The organism is Kitasatospora sp. Ki12 (assembly GCF_054601375.1).
Window position 1 is genome coordinate 588,576 of the sequence record NZ_BAAIHT010000003.1, and the last position, 16,983, is coordinate 605,558.

Consider the following 16,983-nt stretch of genomic DNA (forward strand, 5'->3'; position numbering starts at 1 on the left):
CGGTCCGCCGCCCGGCGCCGGCGTTCATCCGGCCGAACAGCACCGTGCCGAACACCACGTCGTTACGCCCCGACACCGCCGCCAGCACCCGCGCCCACGCCAGGTGCATCACCGTCGCCGGGCTCACCCCCCGCACGAGCCACGAGCCGCAGCCGCGTCGACAGTTCCTCGTCAGCCACACCGATCACGGACCACCCCGACGCCGTCGCCGTACACATCCACCATGCCGTACGGGGCCGTGGTCTCCTCCACATCACCCAGCAGCTCACGGAAGTACCGCTCGTGCTCCTCCCGCGGCACGCCGAGGCGGGCCTGGGCAACGAAGTCCCGGAACGGCAGCGGCTCCGGCAGCTCGTCACCACGCCCGGCCAGGAACGCCCGCACCTCACCCAGCACCACGTCCATGCCGGTGTGGTCCATCACGAGGTGGTGCATCCGCACCAGCGCCAGCCAACCGGCACCGTCCGGCTCGGCGGCGACGTGGAGGTCAAGCAGCGGGGCCCGTCCCAGGTCCATCAACGAGCCCACCACCGCCAGCAGTTGCTCCACCGGATCCGCGCCGGACGCCTCAAGCGCCACCTCGGTCACCGGCAGCACCGCACGCCGCCACACCACCTGCACCGGCTCCGGCAGCTCTTCCCACACGATGGCGGTGCGGTAGATGTCGTGCCGGTCCACCACCCGCTGCAACGCACCCAGGAACGCGTCCAGCGTCGCGCGCGAGTCGAACCGCATCACCCGCGGCGCCACGTACGCGTCGTCACCACCCTCCGCCATCACATGGTGGAACAGCAGACCCTCCTGCAACGGCGCCAGCGGGTAGACGTCCGCGATGTTCGCGGCGCCGCCGTCCACCGCCGCGACGATCCGCCCGATCGCGGCCTCGTCGAGATCCACCAGCGGCAGCATCTCCGGCGTGATGCGCTCGGCGCCCTCAGGAATCAGGTTCGCCGGCACCACCACAGACTCCGCACCCGCCACCGCCGCCAGCCCGGCCGGCGTCGGCGACTGGAACAACGCCCGCACCGACACCGCCACACCACGCGACCGCAACCACTCCACCAGACGGACCGCGAGCAGCGAATGCCCACCGAGAGTGAAGAAGTCGTCATCCACACCGACACCTTCGAGACCGAGGACCTCGGCGAAGCCCACGCACAGAAGCTCCTCCCTGACACTCGACGGCCCGCGACCACCGACGCCCACCCCGTAGTCCGGAACCGGCAGGGCCTTGCGGTCGAGCTTGCCGTTCACCGTCAACGGGATCACGCCGAGAGCGACGACGGCGGTGGGCACCATGTACTCGGGCAGCCGGGACGCCACGAACTCACGGACGGAAGCGGCAAGTTCACCCTCGATGTCCCCAGGAACGACGTAGGCGACCAGGCGCTTGTCACCCGGCACGTCCTCCCGTGCGACCACCACAGCCTGCGCGACCCGGGCCTCGCGCGACACGGCCTGGACCTCACCCAGCTCGATCCGGAAACCCCGGACCTTCACCTGCTCATCCGCCCGACCCGCGAACTCCAACACCCCGTCCGCGGCCCACCGCACCCGATCCCCCGTCCGATACATCCGCTCACCCGAAACACCGAACGGACACGCCACGAACCGCTCCCCGGTCAGACCCGGACGACCCACATACCCACGCGCCAACTGCACGCCCGCCACATACAGCTCACCCACCACACCCACCGGCACCGGCCGCAGAGTCCCGTCCAGGACGAACACCCGGGTGTTGGGAATCGGTCCACCGATCGGCACGCTCGACGCGTCGGGTGCGCAGCGCCAGGCCGTCGCGTCCACGGTGGTCTCGGTCGGCCCATAGGTGTTGAACATCGTGCGGCCGGTCGACCAGCGTGCCATCACCTCCGGCGGGCACGCCTCGCCTCCGACCTCGAGAACGACCTCGTCGCTCACGGCCGCCGGGTCCATGGTCGCCAGCACCGCCGGCGGCAGGGTCGCGTGCGTCACTCCGCGTTCGGCGAGGAACGACTCCAGTTCGCTGCCCAGCCGCCGCTCCGGCGGCACGATGGCCAGGGTCGCACCGGAGAGCAGCGCCAGCGACCACTCGGAGCAGAAGTTGTCGAAGCTCACCGAGGCGAACTGGGCGACCACGGCCCCGGGGCCCACCCCGAAGCGGGCATGGCCCACCGTCAGGTTGGCGAACGCGCTGTGCGCGATCGCCACACCCTTGGCGCGTCCGGTGGAGCCCGAGGTGAAGATCACGTACGCCGGGTGCGCGGGCAGCAGGGGCCGGGCGTGCTCGTCCGGGGTCAGTGCCGTGATGTCGAGCGCCTTCAGGCGTGTCAGGATGTCGGGCTCGTCCAGGGCGAACACGGGCACTTCGGTCCGGTCGGGCAGGCTCCCCACCGTGGCCTTGGAGGTGAGCACGGCGGCCACGCCCGCGTCGGCCAGCATGAAGGCGACCCGCTCGCCCGGGTAGTCGGGGTCGATCGGCAGGTAGGCCGCGCCGGCCTTCAGCACGCCGAGCAGGGCGATCATCAGCCCGGCACCGCGTTGCATGCAGAGCGCGACCACGGATTCAGGACCGATGCCCTCACCGGCCAGCAGCCGGGCCAGCTGGTTCGCCTGCGCTTCCAGCTCCGTGTACGACAGCTCCGCACCCTCGGCCACGACGGCGACGGCGTCCGGCGTCCGTGCCGCCTGCGCGGCGAACAGCTCGGGCACCGTCGCCGCCGGAGCCCCGGCTGCCGTGTCGTTCCAGTGGACGAGCACCCGGTGGCGCTCGTCGGCGTCCAGCACGTCCACCGCGCTGAGCCGCAGAGACGGACCGGCCACCAGCTCGGTGACCAGACGGGTCCATCGCTCCGCGAAGGTCCGCACCGACTGCGGCTCGAACAGGTCCGCCGAGCCGATCAGGCCGCCACGGATGCCGGCCGGCCGCCCGTCGGTGTCGAACACCTCGCCGAGGGTGACATCCAGGTCGAACTTCGCCACGACCTCGGCCGAGGCGACCTGGGGAACCGTCCGCACGCCCGGCAGGGTCAGCCCGGCACGAGCCTGGTTCTGCACGGTGAGCATGACCTGGAACAGGGGGTGCCGAGCCAGCGACCGCTCGGGGGCGAGCTCCTCGACGAGGCGCTCGAACGGCACGTCCTGGTGCTCGAAGCCCGCCAGCGCAGTCTCCCGCACCCGGCCGAGCAGCTCCGCGAAGGTCGGATCACCGGACAGGTCCGTTCGCTGGACCAGCGTGTTGACGAAGAACCCGACCAGGTCGTCCAGAGCGACATCCGTACGACCGGCGTTCGCCGCACCGATCGGGATGTCCGTCCCGGCGCCCAGCTTCGACAACAGGACGGCCAGCGCGGCCTGCATCACCATGAACAGCGTCACGCCCTGTTCACGGGCGATCCGGACCACCTCGCGGTGGACGTCCTCGCCGAGCTCCAGGTCCACGTGGTGGCCGAGGTGGCCCGCGACGGCCGGGCGGACCCGGTCGGCCGGCAGGTCCAGCTCCTCCGGCGCACCCGCCAGCGCCTGCCGCCAGTACTCCACCTGGCAGGACAGCACGCTCTCCGGATCCTCCTCGGAGCCCAGGACCTCACGCTGCCAGAGCGCGTAGTCCGCGTACTGCACCGGCAACGGCTCCCAGTCCGGCTCCCGGCCCTCGCTCCGGGCCACATACGCGGTGGAGAGGTCCCGGGCCAGCGGGGCGGTCGACCAACCGTCCGAAGCGATGTGGTGCATCACCACGACCAGCACCCGCTCGCCCTCGGCGGTGGTGAACAGCCAGGCCCGGATGGGGACGTCGACCGCCAGGTCGAAGGTGTGACGGGTGGCGGCGGCCACCGCGTCGGCGAGGCCGTCTCCGGGCACCTCGGCCACACGGAGGTCGACACCCGCCTGTGCCGGCGACAGGACGCGCTGGTGGGGCTCGCCGTCGGCGATCCCGTAGACCGTGCGCAGCACCTCGTGCCGAGCGACCACGTCGAGCAGGGCCGAGCGCAGCGCGTCGACGTCCAATTCACCGCTGAGCCGCAGCACCACCGGCACGTTGTAGGTCGCACTCGGACCGTCCAACTGCCCCAGGAACCAGAGCCGTTGCTGCGCGAACGACAGCGGGAGCAGCTCCGGGCGCTCGCGCACCGACAGCGCGAGCCGCGCAGGTCCGGCCTCGGTGCGCATCGCCGCGGCCAGCCGGGCCGGGGTCGGGGCCTGGAACAGGGTCCGCACCGACACCTCGATGCCCAGCGCCTCACGGAGTCGGCCCACCAGGCGCACCGCGAGCAGCGAGTGCCCGCCGCATGCGAAGAAGTCGTCATCCACACCGACGGCGTCCAGGCCCAGCACCTCCGCGAAGGAGGCACACAGGACGCGCTCGCGCTCGTCAGCCGGCTCCCGTCCCGTGCCCGCTGCGGCGGCGTAGTCGGGTGCGGGCAGCGCGCGGCGGTCCAGCTTGCCGTTGACCGTCAGCGGCAGCGCATCCAGCACCAGCACGGCCGAGGGCACCATGTGCTCCGGCAGCCGATCGGCCACGAACTCCCGGACAGAGTCGACCGGTTGACCGTCCTCCGCAGGGACGACATATCCCACCAGGCGCTTGTCCCCGGGGATGTCCTCACGCACCACCACCGCTGCCCGACCGACGGCCGGGTGGGCGAGCAGGGCAGCCTCGACCTCACCCGGTTCGATCCGGAAGCCGCGGATCTTCACCTGGTCGTCGGCACGACCGAGGAAGACCAGCCGGCCCTCCGCCGTCCACTTCACCCGGTCACCGGTCCGGTACACCCTCTGGCCCCGCTCGAACGGCGAGGCGACGAACCGCTCGGCGGTCAGCCCGGCGCGGCCGACGTACCCACGGGCCAACTGCGCGCCGGCCACGTGGAGATCGCCCGCCACGCCCACCGGCACCGGCCGCAGCCAGGCGTCCAGGACAAAGACCCGGGTGTTCCACATCGGTCGGCCCATCGGCACAGCCGCGCCGAGCGCCTCCGTGCCGAGCCCGTCCGTGCCGAGGTCGAGGATGTTGTCGGTGCAGCCCACCGTCGCCTCGGTGGGGCCGTAGTGGTTGACCACTGCGACACCGGGGTGGCGCCGGGACCACTCCCGGACGACGCCGGTGGTCGCCGCTTCTCCCCCGATCATCAGCCGGCCCTCGGGAGCGCAGGCGTCAGGCAGGACGTCCATCAGCGCGAGGTGGCTGGGGGTGACCTTGAGGAAGGTCAGACGCTCGCCGCCCAGCGCTTCGGGCAGCTGCTCGTCGAAGGCCGCCACCACCACGCGGCCACCGGCGACGAGGGCGCCGTACAGGGCGGTCACGCCGGCGTCGAAGGAGATCGACGCGTGCCACAGGGTGCTGCCGGCCAGTTCGGGGTAGGCCACCCGGCAGCGGGCGACGTAGTTGACCAGGGCGCGGTGGGAGATCGCGACGCCCTTGGGCCGGCCCGTCGAACCGGAGGTGTAGATCACGTAGGCAGGGTGGTCGAGCAGCAGCGGGGCGGTCCGCTCGGCAGGTGTCAGGGCCCCGCCGTCCAGGGCGGCCAAGGCCTCGCCGAGGGCAGGGTCGTCGAGCAGCAGGACTCGGGCGCCCGCGGCGCCGGTGCCGTCCCCGGGCAGCCGGGAGCGGGAGGCGTGCGAAGTCAGCACGGCTACGGGCCTCGCGTCGGCCAGCATGAAGCCGATCCGCTCGACCGGGTACTCGGGGTCGATCGGCAGGTAGGCGCCGCCGGCCTTGAGCACGCCGAGCAGGGCGACCACCAGTTCGACACGGCGTTCCATGCAGACCGCCACCAGCGATTCCGGGCCGACGCCCTGACCGGCCAGCAGCCGGGCCACCTGGTCGGCGCGCGCGTCCAGCTCCGCGTAGGTGAGCTCGATGCCGTTCGCGGCCACCGCGACAGCGTCCGGAGTGCGCGCCGCCTGCGCGGCGAACAGCTCCGGCAGCGTGACGGTCGGCGCCTCGGCCGCCGTGTCGTTCCACTCCGTGAGGATCCGGTGCCGCTCGGCCGCGTCGAGCACCTCCAGTGCGTTGATCCGGGCGGACGGGTCTGCGACCAGGGCGCCCAGCACCCGGGGCCAGGCGGCCGCGATCCGCTCGACGGTCGCCCGCTCGAAGAGGTCGGCCGCACCCTTGACCACACCGCGCAGTCCCACCGGCGAGCCGTCGACGCCGAAGGCTTCCCCGACGGTCACGTCCAGGTCGTACCGGGCGGCGAGCTCGGTGACCAGGTCCTCCGGCAGCCGGCCGGTCCGTATCCCGGGCAGGGCCAGCCCGGCCCGGGCGTTGTTCTGCACCGAGAGCATGACCTGGAACAGCGGGTTGCGGGCCAGCGAGCGGGTGGGCGCGAGCTCCTCGACGAGGCGCTCGAACGGCACGTCCTGGTTCTCGAAGGCCCCCAGGGAGGCCTCGCGCACCCGGGCCAGTACGTCGCGGAAGGTCGGGTCGCCGGACAGGTCGGTGCGGTGCACCACGGTGTTGACGAAGAAGCCGACCAGGTCGTCGAGTGCCACGTCGGTGCGGCCGGCGCTGGCCGAACCGATCGGGATGTCCTCGCCGGCGCCGAAGGTGGAGAGCAGCACCGCCAGCGCCGCCTGCAGCACCATGAAGAGGGTCATGTCCTGCTCGCGCGCCAGCCGGACGAGGTCGCGGTGCATGTCCGCCGGGAGGTCGAACTCCACCGCGTGTCCGCGGAAGCCGGGCACGGCCGGGCGCGCACGGTCGAACGGCAGCGGCAGTTCCTCCGGCGCGCCGCCCAGCGCCTTGCGCCAGAACTCCAGCTGCTCCGCGAGGAGGCTCTCCGGGTCGTCCTCCGAGCCCAGCGTCTCGCGCTGCCACAGGGTGTAGTCGGCGTACTGGACCGGCAGCGGTTCCCAGCCGGGCTCCCTGCCGGCGCACCGGGCCTGGTACGCAGCCGAGAGGTCACGCGCCAGGGGAGCGGTGGACCAGCCGTCGGAGGCGATGTGGTGCATCACCACGACGAGCGTGTGCTCACCCGGGTCGGTCGTGAACAGCCAGGCACGGATGGGTATTTCGGACGCGAGGTCGAACGCGTACCCGGTCGCCCCGTGCACCTCGGCGGCCAGTCCACCGGCCGGTACGTCCGCCGTGTGCAGCGCGAAGCCCGTCTGCGCGAGCGGCAGGACCCGCTGGTACGGCTCGCCGCCGTCGGCGACCGGATACACCGTCCGAAGCACCTCGTGCCGCGCGATCACGTCGAGGAACGCCGAGCGCATCGCTTCGGTGTCGAGCTCACCGGAGAGCGGCAGGACCAGCGGAATGTTGTAGGTCGAGCTCGGGCCCTGCAACTGGCCCAGGAACCACAACCGACGCTGCGCAAAGGACAACGGCACCATCAGGACTCCCCCTGTCGACGCATCGGCCGCAACGCCGGCCTAGCTGCTTTCTTCTTTCCAGTCCCGAGATCCGCGACCTCGAGCGCCAGGCGGGCAACGGTGGGCGCCAGGAACATCAGCCGCACCGTCACCTCCACCCCGAGTTCCGCGCGCACCCGCGCGGCCAGCCGCACCACCAGCAGGGAGTGACCGCCGAGGGCGAAGAAGTCGTCGTCCACACCGACCGACTCCAGCCCGAGCACCTCCGCGAACGCCCGGCAGAGGACCCGCTCACGCTCGTTCGCCGGCTCCCGGCCGGCACCCGCCGCGGCGGCGTGGTCGGGGGCGGGCAGCGCCCGGCGGTCGAGCTTCCCGTTGCCGGTCACGGGCAGCGCTTCCAGCACCACCAGCGCCGAGGGCACCATGTACTCCGGCAGACCCTGCTCGGCGAATTTCCGGACCAAGAAGGGAAGTTCGTCGAGGTCTGCATCCTGCTCCGGGACCAGGTAGGCCACCAGTCGCTTGCCCCCGGGCGCGTCCTCCCGGGCGATGACCGCCGCCTGTGCCACCGCCGGATGCCCGGCCAGCACGGTCGCGATCTCGCCGGGCTCGATCCGCAGGCCCCGGATCTTCACCTGGTCGTCGGCCCGGCCCAGGTATTCGAGCCCGCCATCGGACCGCCACCGGGCGATGTCACCGGTCCGGTAGAGCCGCTCACCCGGGCCGCCGTACGGCGAGGCCGTGAACCGCTCCGCCGTCAGCCCGGGACGACCCACATAGCCGCGGGCCAACTGCACGCCCGCAAGATAGAGTTCGCCACCCACACCGGGCGGGACCGGCCGGAGTGCGGAATCCAGGACATACGTCCGGGTGTTGGCGATCGGCGCGCCGATCGGCACCGCGGCACCGTCCTCGCCCGGGCGGCACCGCCAGGCCGTGACGTCGACCGAGGCCTCGGTCGGCCCGTACAGGTTGTGCAGCTCGACCGTGGTGCCGAACACCTCGAAGAACCGCTGCTGCGCCTGTGGCGGCAGCGCCTCTCCCGAGCAGATCACCCGGCGCAGGCCCGCGCACCCGCCGACCGTGGGCTCGGCCAGGAACGCCTCCAGCATCGAGGGGACGAAGTGGGTGACGGTGACACCCTCGTCCTGGATCACCCGGGCCAGGTAGGCCGGCTCCCGGTGCCCGCCGGGACGGGCGACGACCAGCGTCGCCCCCTCCAGCAACGGCCAGAAGAACTCCCACACCGACACGTCGAACCCGAACGGAGTCTTCTGCAACACCCGGTCCGCACCCGTGAGCCGGTACTCCCGCTGCATCCACGCCAGCCGGTTCACGATCCCGGCATGCGACACCACCACACCCTTCGGCCGACCCGTCGAACCCGACGTGAAGATCACATACGCCGGGTGCTCCGGCAGCACCACCACCTCCGGAGCCCACGCCGACTCCCCCACCGACGACACCACACTCGCCAGGTCGTCAAGCACCACCCTCGCAGCGCCCTGCGGCAGCAGACCGGTGAACGACCCAGCGGTCACCACCAGCCCCGCGCCGGCATCCGCCAGCATCACCGCGATCCGGTCCGTCGGCAGCTCCGGGTCCAGGGGCAGATAGGCGCCACCGGCCTTGAGCACCGCCAGCAGGGCGACGACGAGGTCGACACCACGCTCCAGACAGACCGCGACCACCGACTCCGGGCCGACGCCCCGGGCGGCCAGGTGGCGCGCCAACCGGCCCGCCCGCGCGTCCAACTCCGCGTACGACAACCCGACACCCTCGAACACCACCGCCACCGCATCCGGCGTCCGCGCCACCCGCGCAGCGAACAGCTCCGGCAACGTACCCACCGGCAACTCGGCCGCGGTGTCGTTCCACTCGGTGAGGACCTGGCGGCGCTCCTCCGCATCCAGCACGTCCACCGCGCTCACCCGCGCCGACGGCTCCGCCACCAGGGCAGCCAGCAGCCTCGCCCAGCGATCGGCGATCCGCTCGACCGACACCCGATCGAACAGATCCGCCGCACCTACCAGGGATCCGCGGATCCCTGCCGGCCGACCCTCGGCGTCGAGCAGCTCCACGAGGGTCAGCTCAAGGTCGAACCTGGCCCGGACGCCGGCCGTCGCCATTGGCGCGGCCACCTGGACCCCGGCCAGGGCCAGCTCGGTACGGGCCTGGTTCTGCACGGCAAGCATGACCTGGAACAGCGGATGCCGGGCGAGGGAGCGAGACGGCGCAAGTTCCTCCACGAGGCGCTCGAACGGTACGTCCTGGTGCTCGAAGCCGGCCAGCGTGGTCCCTCGGACTCGCTCCAGCAGGGCGGTGAACGTCGGGTCGCCGGACAAGTCGGTGCGCTGGACCAGGGTGTTGACGAAGAAGCCGACCAGGTCGTCGAGCGCCTCATCGGTGCGGCCCGCGGTGGCCGTGCCGATCGGGATGTCCTCGCCCGCACCGAGCTTGTTCAGCAGCACGGCCAGCGCAGCCGTCGCCACCATGAACAGCGTCACGCCCTGCGTCCTGGCGACACGCAGCAGGTTCTCGTGCACCTCGGCGGGAACGGCCAGATCAGCGGTGTGGGCGGCGTAGGAAGAGACCGCCGGGCGAACCCGGTCGACCGGCAGGTCAAGCTCCTCCGGGGCGCCTGCCAAGGCGTCGCGCCAGTAGGCGAGTTGCTGCGAGAGTACGCTGTCCGGGTCGTCGTCCGAGCCGAGGACCTCACGCTGCCAGAGCGCGTAGTCCGCGTACTGCACCGCCAGCGGCTCCCGCTCCGGCGCCCGCCTCTGCCGCCGGGCCGTGTACGCCGCCGTCAGGTCTCGCGCCAGCGGGCCGGTGGACCAGCCGTCGGATGCGATGTGGTGCATCACCACGACCAGCGTGTGCTCTCCCGGAGCCGTAGTGAACAGCCAGGCCCGGATCGGGACTTCGGACGAGAGATCAAACGGGTGGCTGGTCGCCTCGGCGACTGCGGCGGGCAGGTCCGCAGTCGATACCTCGGTGGTTCGCAGGGCGAAGCCCGTCTCTTCCACCGGCAGGATGCGCTGGCACGGCTCGCCGTCGTCAGCGACCGCGTAAACCGTCCGCAGCACCTCGTGCCGCGCGATGACGTCGAGGAAGGCCGCAGCAAGTGCGTCGAACTCCACCTCGCCCCAGAGGCCCAGCAGCATCGGAATGTTGTACGTCGGGCTCGGACCTTCCAACTGGCCGAGGAACCAGAGGCGTTGCTGCGCGAAGGACAGCGGGACCAGCTCCGGACGCTCCCGGACCGACACCGCGGCGCGGGCCCGGTCCAAACCGCCCAGCTGCGCGGCAAGACGCGCGGGCGTCGGCGCCTGGAACAGCGTCCGCACCGACAGCTCCACACCCAGGACCGTCCGCACGCGGCTGACCAGGCGCACCGCGAGGAGTGAGTGCCCGCCGAGAGTGAAGAAGTCGTCATCCACACCGACACGTTCGAGGCCGAGGATCTCGGCGAAGGCCTGGCACAGCGCCCGCTCGCGCTCGTTCGCCGGCTCCCGGCCGGCTCCTGCCCCGAGAGTGGTCGCGTAGTCGGGGACGGGCAGGGCCTTGCGGTCGAGCTTGCCGTTCACCGTCAGCGGGATCACGTCGAGAGCGACGACGGCGGTGGGCACCATGTACTCGGGCAGCCGGGACGCCACGAACTCACGCACACCGTCGTGCAGTTCGTCGCCTTCGGCGGGAACGACGTAGGCGACCAGGCGCTTGTCACCCGGCACGTCCTCCCGCGCCACCACCACCGCCTGCGCCACCCCCGGGCACCGCGCGACAACGGCCTGGACCTCACCCAGCTCGATCCGGAAACCCCGGACCTTCACCTGCTCATCCGCCCGACCCGCGAACTCCAACACCCCGTCCGCGGCCCACCGCACCCGATCCCCCGTCCGATACATCCGCTCACCCGAAACACCGAACGGACACGCCACGAACCGCTCCCCGGTCAGACCCGGACGACCCACATACCCACGCGCCAACTGCACGCCCGCCACATACAGCTCACCCACCACACCCACCGGCACCGGCATCAACCGGTCATCCAGCACGAACAACCGGGTGTTCGCCACCGGCGACCCGAACGGCACCACACCCCCACGCCCCGGATCCACCACACCCCGCGCCACCATCACCGTCGCCTCGGTCGGCCCATAGGTGTTCACCAACCGACGACCCGCCGACCACACCCCCGCCGCCCGGACACCGATCGCCTCCGCCCCCACCACCAACGTCTCCACCGACGCCAGATCCCGCGGCGACAACACCCCCAACAGCGACGGCACCACACTCGCCACCCGCACGTCCTCACCCGCCACCAACGCCCTCAACAACGCCGGCTCCGCACGCTCGGCCGCACCCGCCACCACCAGACGCCCACCCGAACACAACGCCACCACCACATCCAGCACCGACGCATCGAAACTGAACGAAGCGAACTGCAACACCCCCACCCCCGGCCCCGCCCCGAACACCGGAACAAACACCGACACCGCATTCACCAACGACCCATGCGACACCACCACACCCTTCGGACGCCCCGTCGAACCCGACGTGAAAATCACATACGCCGCATTCGACCCCGACACCCGAACCCCGGGACCCGACCCCGGCAACCCCTCCAACTCCGCACACGTAACGGCATCATCAAGCACCACCAACGGCACACCATCACCAACCAGCGACGCCGTCTCCCCGACCGTCAGCACACACACCGCACCCGCATCCGCCAACGTGACCGCGACCCGCTCCGCCGGATACCCCGGATCCACCGGCACATACGCCCCACCGGCCTTCCACACCCCCACAATCCCGACAACCATCTCCACACCACGCGGCAGACACAACCCCACCACCGACTCCGGCCCCACACCCCGACCGACCAACAACCACGCCAACCGACTCGCCCGCGCATCCAACTCCGCAAACGACAGCCCGACGCCCTCGAACACCACAGCAGTCGCATCCGGCGTCCGCTCCACCTGCGCCGCGAACAACTCCAACACCGTGCCGGCAGACACCTCCACCGCCGTGTCGTTCCACGCCGTCAGAACACGACGACGCTCAACGGCGCCCAGCACGTCCACAACGTTCAGCGGACGCTCCGGCTCACCGCCCAGTGCAGACTCCAGCTCCGACACCAGGCCCGCGATCGCGGTCGAGACCAGCAGAGCCACCGCCTGCGGATCGGCCGGCGCCACCGCATCCACGGCGATCGCGAGATCGCGTCCGTCGTCGTCGACGGCAACCGTGAGCGGGTAGTTGGTCCGCTCACGGGCCAAGACCAGGCGGATGCCGTCGTCGCCCTCGGTCTCCGACTCCCGCCCGACTTCCGCGGCCGGGCTGTTGTGCCGGTAGTTGAAGATCGATGTGAAGAGTGGAACGCCTCCGGGGAGCCCGCTGACCTGCTGGGCCAGCGCCAGCGGCGCGTGCTCATGCGCCAGCAGGTCAGCCAGCTGGTCGCGCAACTCGGTGACTGCGGCCAGCACGCCAGTGCCGTCCGCCCGGACCCTGACCGGCAGCGTGTTGACGAACAGCCCGGCGACCCGGTCGGACCCGGCGCCCGCATTCATCCGTCCGAACAGGACCGTCCCGAAGACCACGTCCTCGCGCCCCGACAGCACGGCCAGCACCCGTGCCCACGCCAGGTGGAAGAGCGTGGCCGGGCTGACCCCCAGTTCCCGCGCGGTTCGACGCGCTCGCACGGCCAGCTCGCGGTCGAGCGGCAGCCGGCTCTGGGACGCCTCCAGGCCGTCCCCGAGCACGTCCACCTGCCCGTAGGGAGCGGTGGTTTCCTCGACGTCTCCGAGCAGTTCGGCGAAGTACCGCTCGTGGTCGGCCCGCGCCGTGCCCAGGCGCGCCTGGGCGACGAAATCACGGAACGGCAGCGGCTCGGGGAGCTGGTCGCCGCGGCCGGCCAGGAACGCCCGGACCTCACTCAGCAGGACCTCGAAGCCGGTGTGGTCGATCACCAGGTGGTGCAGCCGGACGAGGGCGAGCCAGCCCGGCCCGTCCGGCTCCGCGGCGAAGTGCACGTCGATCAGCGGCGCCGCGGTCAGGTCCATCGACCAGCCGGCAGCCGCGAGCAGCTGCTCCGCAGGCTCCGCGCCCGTCGGGTCGAGCGTGACCTCGGCGACCGGCAACGAGACCGCTCGCCGGACCACCTGCACCGGCTCCGGCACCCCCTCCCAGACGATCCCGGTGCGGTAGATGTCGTTCCGGTCGACCACCCGCTGCAGCGCGTCGAGGAACCGGTCGAGCACCTCGCGCGACGCGAAGCGCACGACCCTCGGCATCACGTAGACGTCGCGCCCGCCCCCGTCCGCCATCAGGTGGTGGAACAGCAGGCCCTCCTGGAGCGGAGCCAGCGGGTAGACATCCGCGACGTTCGCGGCGCCGCCGTCGACCGTCACGACGACCCGCTCGATCGCGGCCTCGTCGAGATCCACCAGTGGCAGCATGTCCGGTGCGATGCGCTCGGCGCCCTCGGGGATCCGGCTCGGGGCCGCGACCACCTGCCCGGTGACGGCCGCCGCGGCGAGCCCCGCCGGGGTCGGGGTCCGGAAGAAACTCCGGACCGACACCGGTACCCCGCGCGAACGCAGCCACTCGACCAGTCGGACGGCGAGCAGCGAGTGGCCGCCGAGAGCGAAGAAGTCGTCGTCGACACCGACGGCTTCCAGGCCCAACACCTTCGCGAAGCCGGCGCACAGCACCTCCTCCCGGACGGTGGACGGGCCACGGCCGCCGGTGCCCGCTCGGGCCGGTACGGGCAGCGCGCGGCGGTCCAGCTTGCCGTTGCCGGTCACAGGTAGCTCGTCCAGCACCACGACCGCCCACGGCACCATGTACTCCGGCAGCCGCTGTGCGACGAACACCCGGACGTCGTCGTGCAGTTCGACGTCTCCGTCCGGTACGACGTAGGCGACCAGGCGCTTGTCACCCGGCACGTCCTCGCGCACCACCACCGCGGCGTGCGCCACGCCCGGGTGCTCGGCCACCACTGCCTGGACCTCGGCCGGCTCGATCCGGAAGCCGCGGATCTTCACCTGGTCGTCGGCCCGGCCCAGGTATTCGAGCCCGCCATCGGACCGCCACCGGGCGATGTCACCGGTCCGGTAGAGCCGCTCACCCGGGCCGCCGTACGGCGAGGCCGTGAACCGCTCCGCCGTCAGCCCGGGACGACCCACATAGCCGCGGGCCAACTGCACGCCCGCAAGATAGAGTTCGCCACCCACACCGGGCGGGACCGGCCGAAGTGCGGCATCCAGGACATACGCCCGGGTGTTGAACACCGGGGTACCGATCGGTACCGCGGCCGTGCGCCGCTCAGGCTCGCACTGCCACGCCGTGACGTCCACCGAGGCCTCGGTCGGCCCGTACAGGTTGTGCAGCTCAGCGTCTGTGAACACCTCGAAGAACCGGTCGACGAGGTCGGCCGACAGCGCCTCACCGCTGCAGATCACGCGGTGCAGATCACCGCAGTCGGCGGCGGACGGCTCCCGCAGGAACACCTCCAGCATCGACGGCACGAAGTGCGCGGTCGTCACCCGCTCCTCGCGCAGCAGCCGGGCCAGGTACTCCGGGTCCCGGTGTCCGCCGGGACGAGCGACGACCAGCGTCGCCCCCTCCAGCAACGGCCAGAAGAACTCCCACACCGACACGTCGAACCCGAACGGAGTCTTCTGCACGACCCGCTCGCCGGGCCGCAGCCCGTACCGGGACTGCATCCACGCCAGCCGGTTGACGATGCCGGCGTGCGGCACCGCGACGCCCTTCGGGCGGCCGGTCGAGCCGGAGGTGTAGATGACGTAGGCCGGGTGCGCGGGCAGCAGCGCGCCAGTCCGCTCGCCGTCCGTGAACGCCGCACCGGCGATGGCGGCCAGGCCGGCGTGGGTCGCGGGTTCGTCGAGCACGAGGACAGGGACCCCGGGCTGCACGGGCAGGGCGGCAGCGCAGTCCTGGGAGGTGAGCACGACGGCGGCGCCCGCGTCGGCCAGCAGGAAGGCGATCCGCTCGGCGGGGTGGTCGGGGTCGAGGGGCAGATAGGCGCCGCCGGCCTTGAGCACCGCCAGCAGGGCGACGACGAGGTCGACGCCACGCTCCAGGCAGACCGCGACCACCGACTCCGGGCCGACGCCCTGGGCGGCCAGGTGACGCGCCAGCCGGTTGGCCCGCGCGTCCAGCTCCGCATACGACAGCCCAGCCCCCTCGAACACGACGGCGGTCGTGTCCGGCGTCCGCGCCACCTGCACCGCGAACAACTCCGGCAACGTGCCGGCGGGCACCTCAGCCGCCGTGTCGTTCCACGCGGTGAGGACCTGGCGGCGCTCGACGGCGTCCAGTACGTCCACCGCGCTCAACCGCATCGACGGGTCCGCCACCAGGGCAGCCAGCAGCCGCGTCCACCGACCGGCGATCCGGTCCACGGACTCCCGGTCGAACAGGTCCGCCGCACCGATCACGACCCCGCCGATCCCGGCGGGCAGCCCGGCCTCGTCGAAACGCTCCGCGAGGTTCACCTCCAGGTCGACCTTGGCCATCAGTCCGTCGGACGACCCCATCCCCTCGACACCCGCACCGGGCAGGGACAGCTCCACGCGACCCTGGTTCTGCACGGTGAGCATGACCTGGAACAGCGGGTGCCGGGACAGCGACCGCGACGGCGCCAGCTCCTCCACAAGGCGCTCGAACGGCACGTCCTGGTACTCAAGAGCAGCCAGCGCGGTCTCCCGCACCCGGCCCAGCAGCTCGGCGAAGGTCGGATCCCCGGACAGGTCCGCGCGCTGGACCACGGTGTTGACGAAGAACCCGACCAGGTCGTCCAGCGCCTCGTCGGTCCGGCCGGCATTCGCCGCACCGATCGGAATGTCCTCGCCCGCGCCCAGTGCGGAGAGCAGCACGGCCAGGGCCGCCTGCACCACCATGAACAACGTCGAACCGTGCTCGCGCGCCAGCCCCAGCAGCTCGCGGTGCAGCTCGGCCGAAAGGTCCAGCGGCAGGCTGTGGCCGCGGTGGCTTGCCACCGCCGGCCGCACCCGGTCGGCCGGCAGCTCCAGCTCCTCGGGGGAGTCTGCCAACGCGACACGCCAGTAGGCGAGTTGCTGCGACAGCACGCTCTCCGGGTCGTCCTCCGAGCCCAGCAGCTCGCGTTGCCAGAGCGCGTAGTCCGCGTACTGCACCGGCAGCGGCTTCCACTCCGGCGCCCGGTTCTCGCGCCGCGCCGCGTAGGCGGTCGCCAGGTCCCGGGCCAGCGGGGTGATCGACCAGCCGTCCGACGCGATGTGGTGCATCACCACGATGAGCACTCGCTCGCCGCCGGAAGTCGTGAACAGCGAAGCCCGAATCGGGACCTCGGTCTCCAGGTCGAAGGCGTACCGCGCCGCGGCGGTCACCGCATCGGCAAGACCGTCGCCACACACCTCCACCACGTCGAGCGCGAAGCCCGCCCGATCCACGGGCAGCACCCGCTGGTGGGGCTCGCCGTCCTCGGAGACGGCGAACACCGTCCGCAGCACCTCGTGCCGGCCGACCACGTCCAGCAGGGCCGCACTCAGCGCATCCTCATCCAGCTCACCCGAGAGCCTCAGCGCTACCGGGATGTTGTACGTCGCGCTCGGGCCCTCCAGCCGCCGCAGGAACCACAAGCGACGCTGCGCGAACGACAGCGGCACCATCAGG

Annotated in this window: 2 protein-coding genes; both read right to left on the reverse strand. The window is 71.8% G+C overall.

Annotated features, from left to right (window positions below; translation table 11 throughout):
* Positions 1-171: 171 nt before the first annotated feature.
* Positions 172-7,317, reverse strand: a complete 7,146-nt coding sequence (locus ACYP53_RS33170; protein WP_459650163.1) for an amino acid adenylation domain-containing protein — start codon at positions 7,315-7,317, stop codon at positions 172-174.
* Positions 7,317-16,979 carry a non-ribosomal peptide synthetase gene (locus ACYP53_RS33175; protein WP_459650164.1) on the reverse strand — a complete coding sequence of 3,221 codons (9,663 nt, stop codon included), beginning with the start codon at positions 16,977-16,979 and terminating at the stop codon, positions 7,317-7,319. Before ACYP53_RS33175 ends, ACYP53_RS33170 begins: the two co-directional genes overlap by 1 nt.
* Between the last annotated feature and the right edge of the window lie 4 nt (positions 16,980-16,983).